Here is a 23527-nt window from a genome sequence, read left to right on the forward strand (position 1 = left end):
TGTTGAGTTCTCAAGGAACGGACGCTTCCTTCGTACTCACCCTCTCGGGCTTTCCTCCGGGCGCTTCCCTTCGGTGTTTCCGACTCTATCAGATCCTTTCGGCCCTGATTCCCGGTCGGCGGGTTTTGCCGTCGAGCCGGTGGCTTTCGCCTGTCGGCCTTTCGACATTCACTACGTTAGCCGATTCCCTCGCTCGATTCATAATCGGGCGCTGCGGTTATCGAATTCAGGCATGCGAACATGACGAATTCGACCCCGCTGAGGGGTGATCGTAGGTAGTGGGTTGGCCGCTTCCGGCTGCAGGCGAATGCCGTACCCGGGTCAAGCGGCTCGGGCTACGTTACGCATCTTCCTGTCCCGAGTCAACTTCGCCGGCGTCGCGGTACATGGGCCCGGTAGGGGCTCACCGTCGGGTCGTTGTCGATCCAGTAGCGCCAGGGGTGCACGGCTCCCTCGCCGGAGACTCCGGTTCGCGGTCCGTTGCGTACCTGGTCGGAGGGGGCACGCGTGCCGGTGAGGATGCGGAGCGGGGTGTCACCGGTGGCGCAGGCGTCCGTGCCGTTGAGGGCGCGGTCGACGCCGAGCGCCGTGGCCAGGCGGGCCGGCCCTTTGGCCAGTTCCTTGTCGTTACGGGCCGAGAGTCGACGGGTGCGGGCCAGCTCGGCGCCCTCGACGACCTCCCCGGCCCGCAGGAGCACCGCGCTCGCTCTTCCCTCGGGGCCGCAGACCAGGTTCATGCAGAACCACATGCCATAGGTGAAGTAGACGTACACGTGGCCGGGCTCACCGAACATCACGTCGTTGCGGGGCGTGCGGCCGCGGTAGGCGTGCGAGCCCGGGTCGTTCGGGCCGTCGTAGGCCTCCACCTCGGTCAGACGGAGGGCGATCGGGCCGTCCGGGGTAGTGCGGACCAGGATGCGGCCGAGGAGGTCGGGGGCGACCTCGAGGACGGGGCGGTCGAAGAAGTTCCTGGGCAGGGGCGTACGGTCGGGGCTCGCGATCATGCCGTCCGAGGGTACTGGAGACGGCAGGTGCCACGGGGTGGTCACCGGGCGCCGCCCTTGCCAGGGTGAGGGCGGGCGGAACCGGCCACGGCCGGATCGCGTTGTTAGGGATCAGCGGTCCTTGCACAGAAGCGATGGCAGGACGACAAAGGGGAGAGACATGGCGTTCAAGAAGCTGCTGGCGAGTCTGGGAGCCGGCGGGGCCTCGGTCGAGACGGTGTTGCACGAGGTCAACGTCGTTCCGGGCGGGGTCGTCCAGGGCGAGGTGCGGATCCAGGGCGGGTCCGTGAACCAGCAGATCGAGGGTCTCTCGGTCGGGCTGCAGGCCAAGGTCGAGGTGGAGAGCGGCGACCAGGAGTACAAGCAGGACATCGAGTTCACGAAGTCGTCGCTGGGCGGTGCCTTCGAGCTCCAGGCGGGTGCGGTGCACGCCGTGCAGTTCGGGCTGGAGATTCCGTGGGAGACGCCCATCACGATGATCGACGGGCAGGCGCTGCGCGGCATGAACATCGGGGTGACCACGGAGCTGGCGATCGCGCGGGCCGTGGACTCGGGCGACCTCGACCCGGTGAACGTGCACCCGCTGCCGGCGCAGAAGGCGATCCTGGACGCGTTCATCCAGCTGGGCTTCCGGTTCAAGAACGCCGACATGGAGCGCGGTCACATCCGTGGGACCCGGCAGAAGCTGCCGTTCTACCAGGAGATCGAGTTCTTCCCGCCGCAGCAGTACCGGGGGCTGAACCAGGTGGAGCTGAGCTTCGTGGCCGACGAGCAGGCCATGGACGTCGTGCTGGAGATGGACAAGAAGCCGGGTCTGTTCAGCGAGGGCAGTGACACCTTCCGTTCCTTCAAGGTGGGGCTGAACGACTACCAGGGCACCGACTGGGCGGCGTACCTCAACCAGTGGCTGTCGGAGGTCGGCAGCAAGCGCAACTGGTTCTAGGCTCGGTTCCGACTGAACGCAGACGATCAGGAGGTACCGAGGTGACCGAGCTCAAGCGGCGGCCGCTCCCCCACGACTTCCATCCGCCGGTGCCGTCGTTCACGGTGACCAGTGACGATGTGAAGGAAGGGGCCACGCTCAAGGACGCTCAGGTTCACGCGGCCGGCAACACCTCACCGCACCTGCGCTGGGAGGGCTTCCCGTCGGAGGCCGAGAGCTTCGCCGTGACGTGCTACGACCCGGACGCCCCGACGGGCAGCGGGTTCTGGCACTGGGTGGTGTTCGACATCCCGGCCTCGGTGACGGAGTTGCCGGCGGGTGCGGGCAGCGGTTCGTTCGAGGGGTTGCCGGAGGGCGCCGTACAGGTGCGCAACGACTACGGCAGCCGGGACTTCGGTGGTGCCGCGCCGCCGCCCGGGGACGGGCCGCACCGGTATGTGTTCACGGTGTACGCCGTGGACCAGGAGAAGCTCGGTCCGGACGCGGACGCCTCTCCTGCCGTCGTGGGCTTCAACCTGCGGTTCCACACGATTGCCCGTGCCCAGCTGATCGGTGAGTACGAGGTGCCCGCGGAGTCCTGAGCCGTTCCGCACGGCCCCGAGCGTTCATGGAACGTTTGCCCGCCCCTGGTCTTGGAATTGATCAGGGGCGGGCATTTTTGTCGCTGGGGGACGCGGGGTCATCTCGCGTACGAGCAGCGGATATTGCGTTGTCCATCTCGGCGTGCCCGGCCAGAGTTGATCCCAGCCCGCCGAGGGGTGGGCCGGTGCACACGGGAGGTGGGCTGGTATGCGGGACACGCTGGTACTGAACGCGAGCTTCGAGCCGTTGTCGACGGTGACGTTGAACCGAGCCGTCGTTCTGGTGCTTCAGGACAAGGCCGTCGTCGAGCAGGCCCACCCCGAACTGCGGATGCGCGGAGCCGCGGTCGACATACCGGCGCCCCGGGTGATCAGGCTCTGCCAGTACGTGAGGGTGCCGTTCCGAAGACAAGCGCCGTGGTCGCGGCGGGGTGTGCTGGTACGGGACCGGCACAGGTGCGCGTACTGCGGCCGGCGGGCGACGACCGTGGACCACGTGGTGCCGCGGTCGCACGGTGGCCGGGACACGTGGCTGAACACGGTGGCGTCGTGCGCGGAGGACAACCACCGGAAGGCGAACCGGACGCCGGAGCAGGCGGGTATGCCGTTGCTGCGGCGGCCGTTCGAGCCCACGCCGGCCGATGCGATGTTGTTGGCGCTGGGCGCGGAGGATTTCGAGGCGTTGCCCGAGTGGTTGACGCTGGATGCGGCGTAGACGGCTTCACCGTGGGGTGTGCGTCGTGGCTCGTCGTGCAGTTCCCCGCGCCCCTGGGCGGGGTGCGGGGAACGGGTGCGGGCGCACGTCGCCCCTGGGCCGTCGCTAGTCGATGGAGGGCTTCTCGCGGCGTTCCTGGGCGGGGACGTTGGCCGGGGTGGAGGTGCCGCCGTTGCCGCCCAGTCCGCCGAAGTTGCCCATGGCTCCGGAGAGGCCCTTGAGGGCGTCGCCGATTTCGCTGGGGACGATCCAGAGCTTGTTGGCGTCGCCCTCGGCGATCTTCGGGAGCATCTGGAGGTACTGGTAGGAGAGCAGTTTCTGGTCCGGGTCGCCGGCGTGGATGGCCTCGAAGACCGTACGGACGGCCTGGGCCTCGCCCTCGGCGCGCAGGGCCGCTGCCTTGGCCTCGCCCTCGGCGCGCAGGATCTGGGACTGCTTCTCGCCCTCGGCGCGCAGGATCTCGGACTGCCGGACGCCTTCGGCCTGGAGGATGGCGGCGCGCTTGTCGCGGTCGGCGCGCATCTGCTTCTCCATCGAGTCCTGGATGGAGGTGGGCGGTTCGATGGCCTTGAGTTCGACGCGGTTGACGCGGATGCCCCACTTGCCGGTGGCCTCGTCGAGGACGCCGCGCAGGGCCGCGTTGATCTCCTCGCGGGAGGTGAGGGTGCGCTCCAGGTCCATGCCGCCGATGATGTTCCGCAGTGTGGTGACGGTGAGCTGCTCGATGGCCTGGATGTAGCTGGCGACCTCGTAGGTCGCGGCGCGGGCGTCGGTCACCTGGTAGTAGATGACGGTGTCGATGTTGACGACCAGGTTGTCCTGGGTGATGACCGGCTGGGGCGGGAAGGGGACGACCTGTTCGCGCAGGTCGATGCGGTTGCGGATGGTGTCGATGAACGGGACGACGATGTTCAGGCCCGCGTTGAGTGTCCGCGTGTAGCGGCCGAAGCGCTCGACGATGGCGGCGCTGGCCTGCGGGATGACTTGGATCGTCTTGATCAGGGCGATGAAGACCAACACCACCAGGATGATCAGGACGATGATGATCGGTTGCATCGTCGGTTCCCCGAACCCTTCTTAGCCTCGGCGCCTAGGGCAGCTGTTCTGCCTGCGGAGATCTCGCTGTTGAAGATCTTGCTGGTCGAGTCTGACAGACCATCGGTGCAACTGGGGGATTGTTCGCCCCAGTTGTGTCCTGGGGGCTCACATGATGATCGCCGTGGCTCCCTCGATGTCCACGACGTCCACTTCCTGGCCTACCTCGTAGGCGCGGGCGGTGTCGAGGGCGCGTGCCGACCAGACCTCGCCGGCCAGCTTGATCCGGCCGCCGGTTCCGTCGACCCGTTCCAGCACGACGGCCTGTTTGCCCTTCAGCGCGTCGACGCCCGTGGCGAGTTCGGGCCGCTGGGCACGGTGTCTCCTCGCGATGGGGCGTACGACGGCGATGAGCGCCGTCGAGACGACGGCGAAGACCACGACCTGGGCGACGGCGCCGCCGCCGAAGACGCCCGAGACCACTGCCGCGGTGACGGCGCCCACCGCGAGCATGCCGAGTTCGGGCATCGCGGTGATCACGAGCCCGATGCCGAGTGCCGCCGCGCCGATCAGCCACCACAGCCATGCGTCGATGTCCACCCGGCCATGGTAGGACCGCACACCCGGTCGCCGACAGGGCGCGATCAGTCGAACGCGCCGTGCGGCTCCGGGTTTTGCGTCCTGGGTGTGGTTCAGGCCATCGGGAGGCCCTGGGCGGTCCAGCGGTCGCCGACCTGTTCGACGACGAGCGGGAGGCCGAAGCAGAGGGAGAGGTTGCGGGAGGTGAGCTCGAGCTCCAGCGGGCCGGCGGCGAGGACCTTGCCCTGACGGATCATCAGGACGTGGGTGAAGCCCGGGGCGATCTCCTCCACATGGTGCGTGACCATGATCATGGAGGGGGCGATGGGGTCGCGGGCGAGCCGGCCGAGGCGGCGTACGAGGTCCTCGCGGCCGCCGAGGTCGAGGCCGGCGGCGGGCTCGTCGAGGAGCAGCAGCTCGGGGTCGGTCATCAGGGCACGGGCGATGAGGGTGCGCTTGCGCTCGCCCTCGGAGAGGGTGCCGAACTTGCGGTCCAGGTACTCGGACATGCCGAGGCGGTCGAGGAAGGCACGGGCGCGCTGCTCGTCGACCTCCTCGTACTCCTCCTGCCAGCCGGCGGTCATGCCGTACGCGGCGGTGAGCACGGTCTGCAGGACCGTCTGCTTCTTGGGCAGCTTGTCGGCCATGGCGATGCCGGCCATGCCGATGCGGGGGCGCAGCTCGAAGACGTCGGTGCCGGGCTTGCCGAGGGTCTCGCCGAGGATGGTGGCGGCGCCCTTGCTGGGGTAGAGGTAGCTCGAGGCGAGGTTGAGGAGGGTGGTCTTGCCGGCGCCGTTGGGGCCGAGGATGACCCAGCGCTCGCCCTCCTTGACCGACCAGGAGACCTGGTCCACCAGAGCCCGGCCCTCACGGACCACGGATACGTCCTGAAGCTCCAGAACATCGCTCATGAGCGCGTTGTCTCCCCTTGCAGTGTGGCCGGTCTCGGCTGTCGCGTACGCCTTGTGGGTCGGTCCGCCGCACCCGTGGGCGCAGCCCATCATGAAATCTACGCCACTGGTCGACCCGGACATTCCTCCGGTCCGGTTCTCGGGCTCTGTCTAGGGTGTACGCATGCTTTCGGAACCACGCTCTGGACGTCTTGCCGCTTGGGGAAATGCCCTGCTTGCCGGACTTGTCTCGCCGGATGACGCCGTGCTCGCGATCGTCGGGGAGGACGCGGTGCACCGGGTGGAAGGGCTGCCGGGCGAGGCCGCGCCGGTGGGGCTCACGCTGGCGCTGGGGCGGCTGCGGGCGCTCGGGGTGGGCGGGCTGCGGGTGGCGTTGCCGGTGGCGGGGCATCCGCTGGGACTGAGCGGGCCGGCGGAGTTCAACGCGCGTGCGCTGGAGGCGGAGGAGGCGGTGGTCTGTTCCGGGGCCGCGCTGGGGCTGGTGCCGGAGGTGTACGAGGCCGGGCCGTCGGGTGATGTGCATGTCGAGGTGGTCTGGCACTGCCTGCCGGTGCGGGAGGCTCCGCCGGCTGATGTGCCGTCGCTCGGGGAGGCGGAGCGGGAGCTGGCGGAGGCGTTGCGGGAGGCGACGGAGGTGCTGACGCGGCTGGATGTGGCCGGGTCGGGGCCGGTGGCGGAGGCGGCGATCGACGCGTACCGGGCGCGGGCGATGGCCTCGCGGGGGCGGGATGTGCTGGCCCCGGGGTATCCGCCCCGGGCGGTGCGGGTGCTGGAGCTGGCGGAGCGGGTGGGGGCGTTGGTGTCGCTGGCGGGGGGTGGCGGGCACGGGGGTGCGGTGAGCGCGTCGGAGATGTCGGCGCGGGCGGGGGCGTTGCGGCCGGTGGAGCGGACGGCTCGGCGGGCGCGGGTCGCTGCGTACAACTCCGTTGTGGAGGAGCGGGGGGTGGGGTGAGTTTGTTGGGGTGGGGGGCCGGGGTTGGGGCTCGCCGGGGGTTTGCTGGGTGCCGGTGTTGGGCTGGGCGGGGGGTTGTTGCGCGGCCCGGCGTTTGCGGGGTGCCGTCGCGCCCACCCGTGCCGCCCTGGGGGTACCCCCTCTGGGGGAGGCACGACTGCCCGCGGATGGCGGAGCGCGGGAGCTGGGATCGCGGAGCGCGGGAGTGGGGTTTTGGGGGTGGGTGGGCCCCGGCGCTCGGTGGGGGCGGGCGGCCGGGGCCGGGGGTGCGTCAGTGGTTGACGGCGGTGTTGCCGAAGGCCGGGTTCAGGAGGCCGATGACGTTGACGCTGTTGCCGGAGATGTTGACCGGGACGTCGACCGGGACCTGGATGAGGTTGCCGGAGACGACGCCCGGGGAGCCCACGGCCTCGCCGTGCGCGTGGCTGCCCTCGGTGGCGGAGGCCATTCCGGTACCGGCGGCGAGCAGGCCTCCGGCCACCATCGTCACGGCCGCTGCCTTCTTCAGGTTCTTCACTTTCCGAGCCCTCCTTGCGATGACCGCGGCAGGCGCCGCGGCGTGCACTGGAGAACGGCCGGAGCCGCCGTTGGATACGGCCGTCCGGGTGACATTCCCCCTACGGTATGAATCTCGGACCGGAGGGGAACCTTCCACCCGGCCGGACGCGTCCCGGGTCAGCCGCTGAGGCCGTGGCGCACGGCCCAGAGGGCCGCCTGGGTGCGGTCCGCCAGGTCTAGCTTCATCAGGATGTTCGAGACGTGGGTCTTCACGGTCTTCTCCGAGAGCACCAGGGCGCGGGCGATCTCCCGGTTGGCGCGGCCGTCCGCGATCAGCCCGAGCACTTCGCGCTCCCGTTCGGTGAGGGAGCCCGCGCGTCCGGGGCCGGAGCCGCTCTCCTCCTGGGACAGCAGCGCGCCGGCCACCTCGGCCTGGAGCAGCACATGCCCGGCGTGCACGGAGCGGATGGCGCCGGCGAGCGCGTCGGGGTCGACGTCCTTGTAGACGTAGCCGGCGGCGCCCGCGCGGAGGGCGGGGACCACCGTGCGCTGTTCGGTGAAGCTCGTGACGATCAGCACCCGCGCGGGATGGTCCAGTTCGCGGAGCCGGCGCAGCGCGTCGACGCCGTCCATGCCCGGCATCTTGACGTCCATGAGGATGACGTCGGGGTGCAGCTCTCCCGCGAGGGCGACTCCTTCGGCGCCGTCAGCGGCCTCGCCGACGACCTCGATGTCGCCCTGCACCTCGAGGAAGGTGCGCAGGCCCCGGCGTACCACCTGGTGGTCGTCGACCAGCAGCACCTTGATCGCCTCAGCCACCGGGCACCTCCATCTCGATCGTGGTGCCCTTGCCGGGCGCCGATTCCACGGTCAGCCTGCCGCCGACCCCGCTCGCCCGGTCCCGCATGGAGACCAGGCCCAGATGACGGCCCGCGCTGCGCACGATCCCCGGGTCGAACCCGCTGCCGTCGTCGCTGACCCGCAGGACCGCACCGCCGCCCCTGCGCTCCAGGGTGACGTCGACGTGGTCGCCGCCGGAGTGCCGCAGGGCGTTGTGGAGCGCCTCCTGGGCGACGCGCAGCAGCGCCTCCTCCTGGGCCGCGGGCAGGGCGCGTACGCCGTGGCCGGTGAAGGTGACGCGTGCGGTGTGGGCGCGGTCCAGGACCTGGATCTGGGTGCGGAGCGTGGCGACCAGGCCGTCCTCGTCGAGGGCCGCGGGGCGCAGCTCGATGACGGCCGCGCGCAGCTCGTCGACGGCCTCGGCGGCGAGGGTGGCCACCTGCTGGAGTTCGCCCTTGGCGCGGGAGGGGTCGCGGTCGACGAGGCGGGCGGCGGCCTGGGCGGTGAGCCGCAGGGAGAAGAGTTTCTGGCTGACGGCGTCGTGGAGCTCGTGGGCGAGGCGGGAGCGTTCCTCGGCGATGGTCAGTTCGCGGCTGCGTTCGTAGAGCCGGGCGTTGGTGAGGGCGATCGCCGCGTGCTGGGCGAGGATGCCGAGCAGTTCCTCGTCGTCCTCGGTGAAACCGCAGGTGCCCGCGGGTTTGGGGCACCTCTTGTTGGCCAGGAACAGGGCGCCGATGACCTCGTCGCCGTCGCGGATGGGCAGGCCCAGGAAGTCGACCAGGTCGGGGTGGGCGCTGGGCCAGCCGCCGAAGCGCGGGTCGACGCGTACGTCGGCGAGGCGCTGCGGTGTGGCCTCGTTCAGCATCGCGGCGAGGATGCCGTGCTGGCGCGGGAGGGGGCCGATGGCCTTCCACTGGTCGTCGCTGACGCCGTCGACCACGAACTGGGCGAACCCGCCGTGGTCGTCGGGGACGCCGAGGGCGGCGTACTGGGCGTCGAGGAGTTCGCGGGCGGAGGCGACGATCGTCTTGAGGACGTCGCGCACCTCGAGGTGCCTGCTCATGGCCAGCAACGCGGAACTCACCGCGGCGAGGCCGGACCGGGGGCCGTGGCTCATGTTCCTCACGGTACCGGCGGGCCGGGACGGCGCGGATCGGGCGGGCGGTGGCCGCGGGCGGGGCGTTGGTCCTAGGTCCGCGGTCCCGCGCGGGCGGCGCCGGTGGTGTAGGGCCAGGGGTCCGGGGACGGCGGTGTAGGGCGAACGGACCCGGGCTTCTGCGTCCCGGGGCCGAGGCGGCGGCGGTGCGCCGGTCCCTACGTTGAGGTGACGCCGATCACGCGGCGTCGAGGACGAGGGGACGGTTGCCATGCCGGTTGCGATCATCACGGGGGCTTCGAAGGGGCTCGGGGCGGCGCTCGCGCGGGCGCTGGCGGAGCGGGGCTGGGATCTGGTGCTGGACGCGCGGGGGCCGGTTCCGCTGGCCGAGACGGCGGGGCTGGTGTCGGCGTACGGCACGCGTGTGACCGCACTGCCCGGGGACGTCACGGACGCCGGGCACCGCGCGGAGCTGGTGGCGGCGGCGCGGCGGCTGGGCGGGGTGGATCTGCTGGTGCACAACGCCAGTGCGCTGGGCGCCGAGCCGCTGGTGCGGCTGGCGGAGCTGCCCCTGGAGGGGTTGCGGCGGGCGCTGGAGGTGAATCTGGTGGCGGCGCTGGGGCTGGTGCGGGAGGCGTTGCCGTCGCTGCGGGCGGCGCCTGCGGGCGCGGTGCTCGTGATGAGCTCGGACGCCGCCGCCGAGGCGTATCCGACCTGGGGCGGGTACGGGGCGGCCAAGGCGGGTCTGGACCAGCTCGCGGCGGTGCTGGCGGCGGAGGAGCCGGGGTTGCGGGTGTGGGCGGTCGACCCGGGTGACATGGCGACGGACCTGTACGCGGCGGCCGTACCGGACGACGACGGTCCGCGGCCCGAGCCGTCCGCCGTGGCGCCCGCCTTCCTGCGGCTGCTGGACGAGCGGCCGGCGAGCGGGCGCTACGCCGCTCCGGCGCTGCTGGAGGGGCGGCGGTGACGCTGACCGTCCGGGTGCCCGAGGAGCTGTCCGCGCGGGTGCCGGTGGAGCGGCGCGGGCCGGGGCTCGACCGGGACTCGGTGCGGCTGCTGGTGTCGCGGGGTACGGAGGTGTCGCATCACGCCTTCGTGGAACTGCCCCGGCTGCTGCGGGCCGGGGACCTGCTGGTGGTGAACACCTCGCCCACGCTGGCGGCGGCCGTCGACGGGCGGCTCGGGCACGCGCGCGTGGTGGTGCACTTCTCCACGCGCGGTGACGACGGCCGCTGGGCGGTGGAGCTGCGGGAACCCGACGGGCGGGGCACCACGCGTGCGCGCGCGGGCGCGCACGCGGGTGATGAGGTGCGGCTGGCCGGGGGTGCGCGACTGGTGCTGGAGGAGCCGCTGAGCTCCCGGGGCGAGCGGCTGCGGTGGGCGCGGGTGTCGCGGGACGTGCTCGGGGTGCTGCGGGAGCACGGGCGGGCCATCCGGTACGCGTACACGGAGCGGGACCAGCCGCTGTCGGCGTACCAGACGGTGTTCGCTCTGCCGTCGCCGGACGGGGCGGGGAGTGCGGAGATGCCGAGTGCGGGACGTCCGTTCACCGCGCGGATGGTGACGGAGCTGGTGAGCCGCGGGGTGCAGTTCGCCCCGGTGACGCTGCACACGGGGGTGGCGTCGGCGGAGGCGCACGAGCCGCCGTACCCGGAGCGGTACGCGGTGCCGGAGGTGTCGGCGCGGCTGATCGGCGCGGTGCGGGCGGGGGGTGGCCGGGTGATCGCGGTGGGGACGACGGCCGTACGGGCGGTGGAGTCGGCGGCCGGTGCGGACGGTGCGGTGCGCGCCCGCGCGGGGTGGACGGACCTGGTGGTGACGCCGGAGCGGGGGGTGCGGGTGGTGGACGGGCTGCTGACCGGGCTGCACGAACCGGAGGCCTCGCACCTGCTGATGCTGGAGGCGGTCGCGGGGCGGGAGGCGGTCGACCGGGGGTACGGGGAGGCGCTGCGCGGGCGCTATCTGTGGCACGAGTTCGGGGATGTGCACCTGGTTCTCCCGCGGTGACCGGGACCACCTCACCCAGCGCATTGCTCCAGCAACCGGGCGTGAGAGTGGAGGGGGTGGGATGTGAGGACGGGCATAGGGCGCACATCACGTACGAAGCGGAGTAGGAGAGACATACCTCCCGCGCGAGCGGGACGTACCACCCGCTTTGTCTGGATTGAGCGTTCCTGATCCACTACCCGTCTTCGTACGTCACACCTTTGCCCGGCGATTTTGCGGCCGCTAAGAATGACTGCGTCGCTCAGCGCCGTGGGTTTTCGATCCGCGGCGTTTGTGCCGGAAGCACCAAGTCCCCACCGGACGTCGAGCGACCTCCGCGCTATTCGAAGAGGTCCTTCCCGCATGTCGAAGAACATCCTCACCCGTGGTCATAGTCGTGCCCTGACCCGTCACCACAAGCTCGCCGTCGCGGGTGTCGCCGCGCTCGGTGCCGCCGCGATCGGCTTCTCGGCGGTGCCGAGCAACGCGTCCACGACCACCACGAACGAGGCTGCCTCCGCGCCCGCGGCGCCGGTCACGTACAGCACCGAGCCGATCCAGGGCGTCAAGGCCGACGTCACCGACCAGCTCGCCGGCGCCAGCGTCAAGGTCGAGCAGATCGCGGCGAAGAAGGAGGCCGCGGCCGAGGCCGCCGCCGAGAAGAAGGCCGCCGCTGCCGCCGCGAAGGCCAAGGCCGAGCGGGCCCGCCAGGCCAAGGAGGCCGCGAGCCGCGCCGCCGAGCGCGCCGAGGTGAACAGGTCCGCGCCCAAGACCTACAGCAACACCCTGGACGGCTGGATCCGCGAGTCCCTGGCCATCATGAAGAAGCACGGCATCCCGGGCTCCTACGAGGGCATCCACCGCAACATCATGCGTGAGTCCTCCGGCAACCCGCAGGCGATCAACCTCTGGGACATCAACGCCCAGAACGGCATCCCCTCCAAGGGCCTGCTGCAGGTGATCCCGCCGACGTTCGAGGCGTACCACGTCCCGGGCACGTCGAAGAACATCTACGACCCGGTGGCCAACATCACCGCCGCCTGCAACTACGCGGCCGACAAGTACGGCACCATGGACAACGTCGACAGCGCGTACTGAGGTCGGCGCGGACCTCTTTTCGCGAACAGGACGCCGAAGGGCGGCACCCTCCTGACGGGGTGCCGCCCTTCGGGGCCGTACGGCGCGGACTAGTTGCGCATGACCTCGGGCTCGTGGCGGCGCAGGAAGCGGGCCACGAAGAAGCCGCAGATCACGCCGAGGACGATCAGCGCGCCCATGTCCATCGCCCAGGCCCCTACCGTGTGCTCCCACAGCGGGTCGGGGTCCCCCGGCGTCTCCGGCGGGCTGATCCTGTTGAAGTCGAGCGTGGCGCCCGAGGCGGCGACCGCCCAGCGCGACGGCATCAGGAACGAGAACTGGTTGACGCCGATCGAGCCGTGCAGGGCGAACAGGCAGCCGGTGAAGACGACCTGGATGATCGCGAACATCACCAGCAGCGGCATGGTCTTCTCGGCGGTCTTCACCAGCGCGGAGATGATCAGGCCGAACATCATCGAGGTGAAGCCGAGCGCCATGATCGGCACGGAGAGCTCCAGCAGCGTGAAGCCGCCGAAGATCAGGCCCTCCTCCGGGATCTCCCGGCTGGAGAAGCCGATCACACCGACCAGCAGGCCCTGCAGCACGGTGATCATGCCGAGCACGAACACCTTGGACATCAGGTACGCCGAGCGGGACAGGCCGGTGGCGCGCTCCCGCTCGTAGATGACCCGTTCCTTGATCAGCTCACGTACGGAGTTCGCGGCGCCCGCGAAGCAGGCGCCCACGGCGAGGATCAGCAGGACCGTGGTCGCCGTGCCGTTCGGGCGGATCCGGCCCGCCGCGTTGGGCGGGTTGGGCAGCAGGCCCTTGTCCGCGTCGATGAGCAGGCTGACCGCGCCGAGGACGGCCGGCAGGATCACCATCAGGGCGAGGAAGCCCTTGTCAGAGACGATCACCGAGACGTAGCGGCGCACCAGGGTCACGAACTGTGACATCCAGCCCTGCGGCTTCGGTGGCCGCATCGCCTGCATCGGCGGCACCTGTACGGACTGCGGCGCGACCGCGTCGATGTCCGCGGCGTACATCTGGTAGTGCTGCGAGCCCTTCCAGCGGCCCGCCCAGTCGTAGTCGCGGTAGTTCTCGAAGGCGGAGAAGACGTCGGCCCAGGTGTCGTAGCCGAAGAAGTTCAGCGCCTCCTCGGGCGGGCCGAAGTAGGCGACGGAGCCGCCGGGCGCCATCACCAGGAGCTTGTCGCAGATCGCCAGCTCGGCCACCGAGTGGGTGACGACGAGAACGGTACGGCCGTCGTCGGCCAGCCCGCGCAGCAGCTGCATGACGTCGCGGTCCATGCCCGGGTCGAGGCCGGACGTCGGCTCGTCCAGGAAGATCAGCGACGGCTTGGTGAGCAGTTCCAGCGCCACGGAGACGCGCTTGCGCTGGCCGCCGGACAGGGAGGTGACCTTCTTGTCCTTGTGGATGTCCAGCTTGAGCTCGCGCAGCACCTCGTCGATGCGGGACTCGCGCTCGGCGGCCGTGGTGTCGGCGGGGAAGCGGAGCTTGGCCGCGTACTTGAGGGCCTTCTTGACGGTCAGCTCCTTGTGCAGGATGTCGTCCTGCGGGACCAGACCGATGCGCTGGCGCAGCTCGGCGAACTGCTTGTAGAGGTTCCGGTTGTCGTAGAGGACCTCGCCCTGGTTGGCGGGGCGGTAGCCGGTGAGCGCCTTGAGCAGGGTCGACTTGCCGGAACCGGACGGGCCGATGACCGCGATCAGCGACTTCTCGGGAACGCCGAAGGAGACGTCCTTGAGGATCTGCTTGCCGCCGTCGACCGTGACGGTCAGGTGGCGTGCGGAGAAGGACACCTCACCGGTGTCGACGAACTCCTCGAGCCGGTCGCCGACGATGCGGAACGTCGAGTGGCCGACGCCCACGATGTCGGTGGGGCCGAGCAGTTGCGAGCCGCCCTTGGCGATCGGCAGACCGTTGACGTACGTGCCGTTGTGCGAGCCGAGGTCGCGGATCTCCATGCGGCCGTCGGGCGTCGAGTGGAACTCGGCGTGGTTGCGGGAGACCTGGAGGTCGGAGACGACCAGGTCGTTCTCCAGCGCACGGCCGATGCGCATCACGCGCCCGAGGGAGAACTGGTGGAACGTGGTGGGGCTGCGGTCGCCGTAGACCGGCGGCGCCCCCGCGCCACCACCGGGGCCCTGCTGCTGCGGGATGTGCGGTGCGGGCTGCTGCGGCTGCTGCTGCCAGCCGGGTTGCTGGGCGGGCGGCTGCTGCTGTTGCGGCGCCTTCGGCGCCCAGCCGGCGTTCGCGCCCTGGGCGGCGTACGGCTGCTGCGGCTGGGCCTGCGGCGCGGCGGCCGCTCCGGCTCCGGACAGGGTCACGCGCGGCCCGTCGGTCGCGTTGCCCAGGTTCAGGACCGTGTCGGAGGCGAACTCCAGATGGTGGATCCGTTGCCCCTGCACGAACGTGCCGTTGGTGCTGCCGTGGTCCTCGATGACCCAACTGCGCCCGTTGAAGCTGATGGTGGCGTGACGCCAGGAGACCCTGGCGTCGTCCAGCACGACGTCCCCCTGCGGATCGCGTCCGAGGGTGTAAGCCCTGGACGGATCGAGCGTCCAGGTCCGTCCGTTTGATTCCAGTACGAGTTCCGGCACTCCATGCCCCACTGAGTTGTCCCCCGAGTTTCCCCCATCGCAGGGAGTCTAGGGATGTCGAACATCGGGGGGAACTATTTCAGGCTCGGCCCTCTGACCGAAAGCCGGGCCTTGTCACGAGCGCGCACCAACGCATCCACGGGGTGCGTCCGCGGGGTTGAAATCGGCCCGGAGAGTGGTAAACCACGCGAGGGGGACATGCGCGGCCCTCATGCCGCGCCGCGGATCGGGGGTCTGCCATGAGTGCTGCGACGGGCGCCGGCGCCGCGGGGGCGACCGGCGCGCGCGTGCCGTGGGTCGACGTGGTGGTCTCCGCGGTCGCCTCGGTGAGCTGGGCGCTGATCGGGATGGCGGCGACGGCGGCGCTCGGGCTGCGTCTGCTGGACGCCGACGCTGCCGGTTCGCTGGGGCCGATGACGGCCGCCGTGGTGGCGCTGGGGGCGGGTGGTTCGGTCACGCCGTCGGGCGATGTGTCCGTCTACGGCCTGTCGGGCGCCGAGGCCGATACGGCCGTCGACATCACGCCACTGGGCGTGAGTCTCGTGGGAGCGCTGCTGCTGTCGTACTTCTTCCTGCGTTCCCTGCGGGCGGCGGGAGTCGAGGTCTCAGCCGCCGAACTCCTCGCCCGCGCGGGCGCGGTGGTCGCGCTGTTCGTCGCGCTGGCGGGCGGGCTGGTCCAGGCCGGGCACGACGTCGTCACCGTCGACGGGGCCTCGCTGGGGCTGGACGATCTGCCGGGCACGGGTGGCGGCGGGGTCGAGGTCCCGGGGCTCGGGGACGTCGGGGGGCTGCTGCCGGACCGGGTCGGGGACCTCGTCGACGCCCGGGCGGCGGTCGGGTTCACCGTCGACACGGTGCCGACGCTGCTCGGCGGGCTCGGCTGGTCGGCCGGTGTGCTGCTGGTCGCGCTGCTGGCGTCGCGCCGTACGCCCCTGCCGCGCGGCTGGGACGCCGTGCACCGGGTGGTACGGCCGACGGTGTCCGCCGTGGTCACGGTGCTGCTCGTGGCGGTGGCGGCCGGGCTCGCCGCGGCGGGGTACGCGGCGGTCGGCGACGACCACCCGCGGCGGATCGCGGGGGCGGCGCTGCTGGGCGCGCCGAACGGGGTGTGGCTGGGGATAGTGGTCGGTCTGTTCGTGCCGTGGGAGGGGCGGGCGAGCGGGGCGCTGCTCGGGGCGCTGCCGCACCCCGTGGACGGCCTTCTGCGGGCGGGCTCCGAACAGCCCGTCACCCTGGCGCGGCTGGCCGGGCTCGACGGGCGGGTGTGGCTGCTCGGGGTGGCCGCCGCGCTGATGATGCTGCTGGCGGGGGTGCTGTGCGCGGTACGGACGCCGGTGCCTGCGGGGTCGCAGGGGGCGGCGGGGTCGCAGGGGTCGGCGGGCGGCTTCGTGGGGCGGTGCGCGCTGCGGCTGGGGGTCGCCGCGGCGGTGGCGCTGCCGCTGCTGGTCCGGCTCACGGAGGTGTCCGCAGATGCCTCACTGTCCGTGCTGGGCTTCGACGCCTTCGACGCCGGTATCGAGTTGCGCGGGCATCTCGGGGTGGCGCTGCTGCTGGGGGCGGTGTGGGGGGTGGGGGCGGGGGCCGTGGGAGCGCTGCTGGCGTGGGGGTGCGGGGTGGCGGGGGTGCGGGTGGCGGTCCTGGCGGTCCTGGCACGGGGTGACAGGGGGGAGGCGGGGCCGTACGCGCCGGGGGTGCCGTTCCGGCCGCCGAATGCGGACACCAATCCTTATCTGCGGGTGCCGCCGGGCGGCCCTGGTGGTGCCTCGGCCGATGTCTCGGGCGCGCCTACCGTGATCGGGCCGGTTCCGCGGGAGCGGTCGCCGGTGTGGCCGGATGAGGGGGCGCCGCGGGGGCCGCGTAGGCCGCCGTGAGCGGACCGTTTCTTCGCCCCCGCCGCCCTTTCCCGTCCCGAACCTGGGGCTCCGCCCCAGACCCCGCTCCTCAAACGCCCCCAGAGGGGCTGATTCAGCCCGTCCGGCGTTTGAGGACGAGGCCCGTTCAGGGCCGAAAGGGGGGTCCGGGGGCGCAGCCCCCGGGGACGGGACGGGAAGGGGCGGCGGGGGCGATTCGGCTCTGGTGGTGCGGCGGGGGGCGGACTGTCCGGGTGGCGGACCAGGGAGGCGGGGGGCACTGGGTGCCGGATACGGTGGAGGCACCATGAGCGCATCGCAGACCTCCGACGTTCCCACCCTCCTGGTCAAGATCTTCGGCAAGGACAGGCCCGGCATCACCGCCGGCCTCTTCGACACACTCGCCGCCTACTCGGTCGACGTGGTCGACATCGAGCAGGTCGTCACCCGTGGCCGCATCGTGCTCTGCGCGCTCGTGAGCCAGCCGCCCGCGGGCCTGGAGGGCGATCTGCGGGCGACCGTCCACAGCTGGGCGGAGTCGATGAAGATGCAGGCGGAGATCATCTCCGGCCGGGGCGACAACCGTCCGCGCGGGCTCGGCCGTTCCCTCGTCACGGTGCTGGGCCACCCCCTCACCTCGGAGGCGACGGCGGCGATCGCCGCGCGGATCACGCACGCCGGCGGCAACATCGACCGTATCTTCCGGCTGGCCAAGTACCCGGTGACCGCGGTGGAGTTCGCGGTGTCCGGTGTGGAGACGGAACCACTGCGCACGGCTCTGGTGACCGACGCCGCCAGGCTCGGCGTCGACGTCGCCGTGGTCGGCGCGGGACTGTACCGGCGGGCGCAGCGCCTGGTCGTCATGGACGTGGACTCCACGCTGATCCAGGACGAGGTGATCGAGCTCTTCGCCGCGCACGCCGGCTGCGAGGACAAAGTCGCCGAGGTGACGGCGGCCGCGATGCGCGGGGAGCTGGACTTCGAGCAGTCGCTGCACGCGCGCGTGGCGCTGCTGGAAGGGCTGGACGCCTCCGTGGTGGACAAGGTGCGCAGCGAGGTGCGGCTGACGCCGGGCGCCCGCACCCTGATCCGTACGCTGAAGCGCCTCGGCTATCAAGTGGGCGTGGTGTCCGGCGGGTTCACCCAGGTCACGGATGATCTGAAGGAGCGGCTGGCGCTGGACTTCGCCCAGGCCAACACCCTGGAGATCGTCGACGGGAAGCTGACGGGCCGGGTGACCGGCGAGATCGTGGACCGGGCGGGCAAGGCGCGGCTGCTGCGCCGGTTCGCCGCCGAGGCGGGGGTGCCGCTGTCGCAGACGGTGGCGATCGGTGACGGGGCGAACGACCTGGACATGCTGAACGCGGCGGGGCTCGGTGTCGCGTTCAACGCCAAGCCGGTGGTGCGGGAGGCCGCCCACACGGCGGTGAACGTCCCCTTCCTGGACACGGTCCTCTATCTGCTGGGTGTCACGCGCGAAGAGGTGGAGGCCGCGGACACGCTCGACCTGGGCTGAGTCGCACGGCAGGGGCCCGGCCACCGGCGGACGCCGGTGCCGGGCCCTGTCGCGCCGGGTGTCACTCGGTGGGCGCCCAGTAGTCGACCAGGGTGGCGGTGCCGGGCTCGAGGGACTTCCAGGAGCCGGTGAAGGACAGGACGGCGAAGGCGGCGGCCGGGTAGCCGAGGCGGCTCATGCGTTCACGGGCGTCGCCCTCGGACTCGCCGGCCAGGATGTCGGCCAGTCCCTGGATGCCCGGGTTGTGGCCGACCAGCAGGACGTTCTGCGCGTCGTCGGGGGTTTCGTTGAGCAGGGCGATCAGCTCGCCGGGCGATGCCTCGTAGATCCGCTCCTCGTAGACGGTCTTCGGCCGCTGCGGGAACTCGTGGACCGCGAGTTTCCAGGTTTCCCGGGTCCGGACCGAGGTGGAGCACAGGGCCAGATCGAAGGCGATGCCGGTGTCGGCGAGCTTGCGTCCGGCGACTGCGGCATCGGTGCGGCCTCGCTCCGCGAGGGGTCGCTCATGGTCGGACACCGGGGGCCAGTCGGCTTTCGCATGCCGGAAAAGGACAATCCTGCGGGGTTCTGCGACGCTCATGTAGCCCAGCTTCGCACGAAACAGGCCACGGGGCGCAGGGAGTTGACCGGCGCTTCCTGGGGTGTTCAGCGGGCTATGAACTGCTGCGCGCGCTCGACGAGGTGGGCGATGGTGTGCTCACCGGCGGCGGCGTGGGCGTCGGCGGGGTTGAGGATCAGGCTGAGCAGCGCCACGAAGGCGAGGGTGGGCAGGGCCAGGGCCCACCACGGCAGCCTGGTGTCGGCGCCGCCCCGGGGGGCCGGGTGAGGCCGGGTGTGCGTGCGCGCCGACATGGTGGCCTCCGCTCTTCGTGTGCCCGTGGCCCGCGGTTCGCGGCCACATCTCGAAGGTACGGGTCGGATGGGTCTCAACCCATCCGGTGATCCACCTACTTGACCCTGAGCCTGGCCCCCTAGGGGATAGGGGTGCCAGCCCCACCATCGCCGCCGGCGGGCGGGGCGGCCGGGGGCGTCACGGCGCGAGGATGGTCGCGATCACGCCGATGACGATGAAGATGGCGAAGAAGGCGCCGAAGACGAGGAGCAGCTTGCGCTGGCCATTCTGGGGGTTCGGGTCGAGGACTGGCATGGGGCAAGTGTCGCATCCTGGGCGCCTGCGGAGGTCTTCGGGGTGCCGTGGTGTGGCGTGGCGTGGGTGGCATGGGTGGCTGGCGTGAGGGGGCTGGTGCTCGCCCTTTCTCTCGCCCCCGCCGCCCCTTCCCGTCCCGTCCCTGGGGGGCTGCGCCCCCAGACCCCCCACGCGCAGTTCCCCGCGCCCCTGGACACTTCCCGCGCCCCTGGATACTTCCCGCGTCCCTGTGTCAGGGTGCTGCGTCCCTGTGTCAGGGCGTCGCCTCGTCCTCCACCGTGCGGTCGCGGCCGGCCAGGATGCCGACGATGGTCTGCGGGATCATCAGGCCGGCCATCAGGGCGGTCGGCAGCCCCCAGCCGCCGCTGTGCTGGTAGAGGACGCCCACCAGGAGCGGGCCGGGGATGGAGAGCAGGTAGCCGGTGCTCTGTGCGAAGGCGGACAGCTGGGCCACTCCCCCGCTGGTCCTGGCCCGCATCCCGACCATGGTGAGCGCCAGCGGAAAGGCACAGTTGGCGACGCCCAGCAGCACGGCCCAGGCCCAGGCGCCGGCGGCCGGCGCGAGGTACAGGCCCGCGTATCCGATGAGCCCGCTCACGCCCAGTACGAGCACGATCGGTCCCTGGTGGGGCAGCCGGGTGGCGACGCGCGGTATGACGAAGGCCAGCGGTACGCCCATCACCATGGTGACGGCGAGGAGCAGCCCGGCGGTGCCCGCGGGGACGCCCGCGTCCCGGTAGATCTGCGCCATCCAGCCCATGGTGATGTAGGCGGCGGTGGCCTGGAGACCGAAGAAGACGGCCAGCGCCCACGCGGTGCGGCTGCGGGTGATGCGCAGCGCCGGCTTCTCCGCCTCCCGCGCGGGTGCGCGCTCGGCCGGAGCCGCGTCGCGTCCCCGTACGAAGGCCAGCCACGGCAGTACGGCGGCGGCCGCCAGGCCCGCCCACACGGCGAGGCCGGACTGCCAGTCGCCGCCCAGTGCGTCGGTCATCGGCACGGTCACCGCGGCCGCCGTGGCGGTGCCCATGGCGAGGGCCATGGAGTACAGGCCGGTCATGGAGCCGACCCGGTCGGGGAACCAGCGCTTGACGATGACCGGCATGAGGACGTTGCTGACGGCGATGCCCATGAGCGCGAGGGCGGTGGTGGCCAGGAAGGCAGCCGTGCCTCCCACGTACGGGCGGATCAGCAGGCCGGCGCCGATGGCGGCCATGCCGGCGCAGACCACCGCGCCGGGCCCGAAGCGGCGGGCCAGGCGGGGCGCGGTGACGCCGAAGACGGCGAAGCACAGCGGGGGCACGGAGGTGAGCAGTCCGGCGACGCTGCCGCTCATGCCGAGGCCGTCGCGGACCTCCTCGAGCAGCGCGCCCAGGCTGGTGATGGCGGGGCGGAGGTTCAGCGCGGCCAGCACGATGCCGACGACGAGCAGCCGCGTACGCCACACGTGTGCCGTGCCGTCCCCGGGGGCCTGCCGGGTTCCGGACGCGGCGGACGTGCCCGGTGCGGGTGCTGTCGTGGACGTGAGCGTCCGGGTTTCCTCGCGAGCCATGAGACCCATCATAGAATCATGGGATGATTGGTTGTCCATGGCGGAAAGGGCACCGTACGGCGCCCCGGTCGTGCGAAGGTGTGTCATGCCTCTGAGCCATCCGCGCCGCTCGGCGCTGTCCGAGCAGGTCATCGCCGCTCTCCGGGCGCAGATCACCTCGGGCGAGTGGCCGGTCGGCGCGCGCATCCCCACCGAGCCGGAGCTGGTCGAGCAGCTGGGAGTGGCCCGCAACACGGTCCGCGAGGCGGTCCGCGCGCTGGCGCACAACGGGTTGCTGGACATCCGCCAGGGCTCGGGCACGTACGTCGTCGCCACGAGCGAGCTGGCCGGCGTGATGCACCGCCGCTTCGCCGGCGCCGATCCGCGGCATATCGCCGAGCTGCGTTCCACCCTGGAGTCGTCCGCCGCGCGGCTGGCCGCCGTGCGGCGCTCGGAGAAGGACCTCAAGCAGATCGACACCCTGCTGCTGCGCCGGGAGGAGGCGTGGGAGTCGGGGGACGCGGAGGCGTTCGTGGCGGCGGACGCCACGTTCCACCTGGCCGTCGTGGCCGCCTCGCACAACGACGTGATGACCGCGATGTACGCGGATCTGAGCGAGGTACTGCGGGACTGGCTGCGCGACGACATGGGCCCCGACATGTCCCCCCACGCGCACATGGACCACGGGCGGCTGGTGGACGCGATCCGCGCGGGTGACGCGGCGACGGCGGCCGAGGAGGCCGCCGCCTATCCGTTCGTGTGCCGTCCGGGCCGGTTCGGTCCGCCGGCCGGTGGCTGATCCACGCCCACGCGAAGGGCCCGCGCCCCTCGAACGGGACGCGGGCCCTGGTGGGGCGACGGGTCAGGCGCCGATGGCGTGCAGACCGCCGTCGACGTGGACGATCTCACCCGTGGTCTTCGGGAACCAGTCGCTCAGCAGGGCGACGACACCCCGTCCGGCCGGCTCCGGGTCCTTCAGGTCCCACTCCAGCGGGGAACGGGTGTCCCACACGGAGGCCAGCTCGCCGAAGCCCGGGATGGACTTGGCGGCCATGGAGCCGAGCGGGCCCGCGGAGATCAGGTTGCAGCGGATGTTCTGCTTGCCCAGGTCGCGCGCCATGTAGCGGTTGGTCGCCTCCAGGGCGGCCTTGGCCGGGCCCATCCAGTCGTACTGCGGCCAGGCGAACTGCGCGTCGAAGGTGAGACCGACGACCGATCCGCCGTTCTGCATCAGCGGCAGGCAGGCCATGGTCAGCGACTTCAGGGAGAACGCCGAGACGTGCATGGCCGTGGCGACCGACTCGAACGGTGTGTTGAGGAAGTTGCCGCCGAGCGCGTCCTGCGGTGCGAAGCCGATGGAGTGCACGACGCCGTCGAGGCCGCCGAGCTCCTCGCCGACCACGTCGGCCAGCCGGCCCAGGTGTTCGTCATTGGTGACGTCGAGCTCGATCACCTTGGCCGGCTTGGGCAGCTTCTTGGCGATGCGCTCGGTCAGGGTGGGCCGCGGGAACGCGGTCAGGATGACCTCGGCGCCCTGCTCCTGGGCCAGCTTGGCGGTGTGGAAGGCGATGGACGCCTCCGTCAGCACACCGGTGATCAGGACGCGCTTGCCCTCGAGAATTCCGCTCATGGTGATTCAGTGACCCATTCCCAGTCCGCCGTCAACGGGAATGACGGCTCCAGTGATGTACGAGGCGTCGTCCGAGGCGAGGAACCGCACGGCCGCGGCGATCTCCTCCGGCTGCGCGTACCGGGCGAGCGGCACCTGCGCCAGGACCTTCGTCTGCTGCTCCTCGGAGAGCTCCCTGGTCATGTCGGTGTCGACGAAGCCGGGGGCGACGACGTTGAAGGTGATGTTGCGCGAACCCAGCTCACGGGCGAGGGAGCGCGCGAATCCGACCATCGCGGACTTGGAGGCGGCGTAGTTCGCCTGCCCCGCGGAGCCGAGCAGTCCGACCACCGAGGAGATCAGGACGACGCGGCCCTTCTTGGCGCGCAGCATGGCGCGGTTGGCCCGCTTGACGACCCGGAAGGTGCCGGTGAGGTTGGTCTCCACGACCGAGGTGAAGTCCTCCTCGGACATCCGCATCAGGAGCTGGTCCTTGTTGATGCCGGCGTTGGCGACCAGGACCTCGACGGGGCCGTGGGCCTCCTCGATCTCCTTGTAGGCCTGCTCCACCTGCTCGGTGTCGGTGATGTCGCACTTGACGGCCAGGCAGCCCAGGTCCGTCAGGGCGGCCGGCGGCTCACCCGAGCGGTATGTGATGGCGACCTTGTCGCCGGCGTCGGCGAACGCGCGGGCGATGGCGAGGCCGATGCCCCGGTTGCCTCCGGTGACGAGAACCGAGCGGCTCAACGGATCACCCTTTCGATAGCGGTTCTTCCCCGCCCGAACGCCCCGACGACGGGCGGCGACGGCAGGCGGCTCACCCGAAAACCTATCGGTCCCGGTCGACCGCGAGGCATTCGGGCATCGACAGTGGCTCTCGTGGCCTCCTGTCGGGTTCCTACAGTCGGACTCCTCGGTCGGTCCGCCGCACCAGGCGCGTGAGCGCGCAGCCCTTCGGCGCGAGCGGTCTCGAGCATCCCGCGGTCGTAGGTCACCAGGGCGGTCAGCTCGTCCCGCGGGGAGAGGGCGCTCG

At 71.4% G+C, this 23527-nt stretch carries 23 protein-coding genes and 1 pseudogene; 10 read left to right on the plus strand and 14 right to left on the minus strand.

Translation table 11 applies throughout. The features are described from left to right. Positions 1 to 362 precede the first annotated feature (362 nt). Positions 363 to 1004, minus strand: a complete 642-nt coding sequence (locus tag ACZ434_RS32210) for a DNA-3-methyladenine glycosylase (protein ID WP_468462190.1) — start codon at positions 1002 to 1004, stop codon at positions 363 to 365. Between the two features lie 160 nt (positions 1005 to 1164). Between ACZ434_RS32210 and ACZ434_RS32215 the strand changes: the two genes are divergently transcribed. The 3 genes from ACZ434_RS32215 to ACZ434_RS32225 all read left to right on the plus strand — a co-directional run bounded on the left by ACZ434_RS32215 (position 1165) and on the right by ACZ434_RS32225 (position 3243). Continuing rightward, positions 1165 to 1947 (plus strand): sporulation protein, encoded by a 783-nt coding sequence (locus ACZ434_RS32215; protein ID WP_468462192.1) that lies wholly within the window; start codon positions 1165 to 1167, stop codon positions 1945 to 1947. A 41-nt stretch (positions 1948 to 1988) separates the two neighbouring features. Beyond that, complete coding sequence (locus ACZ434_RS32220; protein ID WP_468462194.1) at positions 1989 to 2528, plus strand: YbhB/YbcL family Raf kinase inhibitor-like protein; 540 nt, start codon at positions 1989 to 1991, stop codon at positions 2526 to 2528. A gap of 208 nt (positions 2529 to 2736) precedes the next feature. Then, the gene (locus ACZ434_RS32225) at positions 2737 to 3243 is read left to right on the plus strand and encodes an HNH endonuclease (RefSeq protein ID WP_468462196.1); all 507 of its coding nucleotides are present in this window, start codon (positions 2737 to 2739) and stop codon (positions 3241 to 3243) included. 105 nt (positions 3244 to 3348) lie between these two features. On the opposite strand, the gene ACZ434_RS32230 is transcribed toward ACZ434_RS32225, so the two are convergent. From ACZ434_RS32230 to ACZ434_RS32240, 3 genes and pseudogenes are all read right to left on the minus strand, one after another. After that, a complete protein-coding gene (locus tag ACZ434_RS32230) occupies positions 3349 to 4299 on the minus strand; it encodes an SPFH domain-containing protein (protein WP_468462198.1) in 951 nt (316 codons plus the stop codon). Positions 4300 to 4446: 147 nt separating this feature from the next. Next, complete coding sequence (locus ACZ434_RS32235; RefSeq protein WP_468462200.1) at positions 4447 to 4878, minus strand: NfeD family protein; 432 nt, start codon at positions 4876 to 4878, stop codon at positions 4447 to 4449. A 359-nt stretch (positions 4879 to 5237) separates the two neighbouring features. Next, positions 5238 to 5891: pseudogene (locus ACZ434_RS32240) on the minus strand (ABC transporter ATP-binding protein); the annotation flags it as partial. Positions 5892 to 5931: 40 nt separating this feature from the next. Between ACZ434_RS32240 and ACZ434_RS32245 the strand changes: the two are divergent. Then, on the plus strand, positions 5932 to 6720 hold the full coding sequence (locus tag ACZ434_RS32245) for a hypothetical protein (RefSeq protein ID WP_468462202.1): 789 nt from the start codon (positions 5932 to 5934) through the stop codon (positions 6718 to 6720). Between the two features lie 271 nt (positions 6721 to 6991). Here ACZ434_RS32245 and ACZ434_RS32250 read toward each other — a convergent pair whose 3' ends face one another. The 3 genes from ACZ434_RS32250 to ACZ434_RS32260 all read right to left on the minus strand — a co-directional run bounded on the left by ACZ434_RS32250 (position 6992) and on the right by ACZ434_RS32260 (position 9175). Continuing rightward, positions 6992 to 7237, minus strand: a complete 246-nt coding sequence (locus ACZ434_RS32250; RefSeq protein ID WP_468462204.1) for a chaplin — start codon at positions 7235 to 7237, stop codon at positions 6992 to 6994. 158 nt (positions 7238 to 7395) lie between these two features. Next, the gene (locus ACZ434_RS32255) at positions 7396 to 8037 is read right to left on the minus strand and encodes a response regulator (protein ID WP_468462206.1); all 642 of its coding nucleotides are present in this window, start codon (positions 8035 to 8037) and stop codon (positions 7396 to 7398) included. Next, entirely contained in the window at positions 8030 to 9175 is a 1146-nt protein-coding gene (locus ACZ434_RS32260; protein ID WP_468462208.1) for a GAF domain-containing sensor histidine kinase, read from the minus strand. The genes ACZ434_RS32255 and ACZ434_RS32260 overlap by 8 nt, the downstream gene beginning before the upstream one ends. 250 nt (positions 9176 to 9425) lie before the next feature. Between ACZ434_RS32260 and ACZ434_RS32265 the strand changes: the two genes are divergently transcribed. The 3 genes from ACZ434_RS32265 to ACZ434_RS32275 all read left to right on the plus strand — a co-directional run bounded on the left by ACZ434_RS32265 (position 9426) and on the right by ACZ434_RS32275 (position 12241). Beyond that, the gene (locus ACZ434_RS32265) at positions 9426 to 10124 is read left to right on the plus strand and encodes an SDR family NAD(P)-dependent oxidoreductase (protein ID WP_468462210.1); all 699 of its coding nucleotides are present in this window, start codon (positions 9426 to 9428) and stop codon (positions 10122 to 10124) included. Continuing rightward, positions 10121 to 11164 carry an S-adenosylmethionine:tRNA ribosyltransferase-isomerase gene (locus ACZ434_RS32270; protein ID WP_468462212.1) on the plus strand — a complete coding sequence of 348 codons (1044 nt, stop codon included), beginning with the start codon at positions 10121 to 10123 and terminating at the stop codon, positions 11162 to 11164. The genes ACZ434_RS32265 and ACZ434_RS32270 overlap by 4 nt, the downstream gene beginning before the upstream one ends. Before the next feature lie 342 nt (positions 11165 to 11506). Next, the gene (locus ACZ434_RS32275; protein ID WP_468462214.1) at positions 11507 to 12241 is read left to right on the plus strand and encodes a transglycosylase SLT domain-containing protein; all 735 of its coding nucleotides are present in this window, start codon (positions 11507 to 11509) and stop codon (positions 12239 to 12241) included. Positions 12242 to 12330: 89 nt separating this feature from the next. On the opposite strand, the gene ACZ434_RS32280 is transcribed toward ACZ434_RS32275, so the two are convergent. Next, positions 12331 to 14844 carry an ABC transporter ATP-binding protein/permease gene (locus tag ACZ434_RS32280; RefSeq protein ID WP_468462245.1) on the minus strand — a complete coding sequence of 838 codons (2514 nt, stop codon included), beginning with the start codon at positions 14842 to 14844 and terminating at the stop codon, positions 12331 to 12333. A 239-nt stretch (positions 14845 to 15083) separates the two neighbouring features. On the opposite strand from ACZ434_RS32280, the gene ACZ434_RS32285 reads away from it, so the two are divergent. Together ACZ434_RS32285 and serB are read left to right on the plus strand one after the other, a co-directional pair. Then, complete coding sequence (locus tag ACZ434_RS32285) at positions 15084 to 16715, plus strand: streptophobe family protein (protein ID WP_468462216.1); 1632 nt, start codon at positions 15084 to 15086, stop codon at positions 16713 to 16715. A 286-nt stretch (positions 16716 to 17001) separates the two neighbouring features. After that, positions 17002 to 18210 (plus strand): phosphoserine phosphatase SerB, encoded by a 1209-nt coding sequence (gene serB / locus ACZ434_RS32290; protein WP_468462218.1) that lies wholly within the window; start codon positions 17002 to 17004, stop codon positions 18208 to 18210. A 61-nt stretch (positions 18211 to 18271) separates the two neighbouring features. Here serB and ACZ434_RS32295 read toward each other — a convergent pair whose 3' ends face one another. The 4 genes from ACZ434_RS32295 to ACZ434_RS32310 all read right to left on the minus strand — a co-directional run bounded on the left by ACZ434_RS32295 (position 18272) and on the right by ACZ434_RS32310 (position 20906). Next, positions 18272 to 18790 (minus strand): SixA phosphatase family protein, encoded by a 519-nt coding sequence (locus tag ACZ434_RS32295; RefSeq protein WP_468462219.1) that lies wholly within the window; start codon positions 18788 to 18790, stop codon positions 18272 to 18274. A 65-nt stretch (positions 18791 to 18855) separates the two neighbouring features. Beyond that, positions 18856 to 19062: a hypothetical protein gene (locus ACZ434_RS32300; RefSeq protein ID WP_468462221.1), complete on the minus strand. Its 207-nt coding sequence runs from the start codon at positions 19060 to 19062 to the stop codon at positions 18856 to 18858. A gap of 178 nt (positions 19063 to 19240) precedes the next feature. Beyond that, entirely contained in the window at positions 19241 to 19357 is a 117-nt protein-coding gene (locus ACZ434_RS32305; protein WP_468462223.1) for an SGM_5486 family transporter-associated protein, read from the minus strand. Between the two features lie 253 nt (positions 19358 to 19610). Beyond that, positions 19611 to 20906 carry a CynX/NimT family MFS transporter gene (locus ACZ434_RS32310; RefSeq protein WP_468462225.1) on the minus strand — a complete coding sequence of 432 codons (1296 nt, stop codon included), beginning with the start codon at positions 20904 to 20906 and terminating at the stop codon, positions 19611 to 19613. Positions 20907 to 20991: 85 nt separating this feature from the next. On the opposite strand from ACZ434_RS32310, the gene ACZ434_RS32315 reads away from it, so the two are divergent. After that, the gene (locus ACZ434_RS32315; RefSeq protein ID WP_468462227.1) at positions 20992 to 21684 is read left to right on the plus strand and encodes a FadR/GntR family transcriptional regulator; all 693 of its coding nucleotides are present in this window, start codon (positions 20992 to 20994) and stop codon (positions 21682 to 21684) included. Between the two features lie 63 nt (positions 21685 to 21747). Here the strand turns inward: ACZ434_RS32315 and fabI are convergent, their stop codons facing one another. Further along, a complete protein-coding gene (gene fabI, locus ACZ434_RS32320) occupies positions 21748 to 22515 on the minus strand; it encodes an enoyl-ACP reductase FabI (protein WP_468462229.1) in 768 nt (255 codons plus the stop codon). A 6-nt stretch (positions 22516 to 22521) separates the two neighbouring features. Then, complete coding sequence (fabG, locus tag ACZ434_RS32325; RefSeq protein ID WP_468462231.1) at positions 22522 to 23241, minus strand: 3-oxoacyl-[acyl-carrier-protein] reductase; 720 nt, start codon at positions 23239 to 23241, stop codon at positions 22522 to 22524. Between the last annotated feature and the right edge of the window lie 286 nt (positions 23242 to 23527).

It is taken from the genome of Streptomyces sp. NPDC030893, from assembly GCF_055571535.1.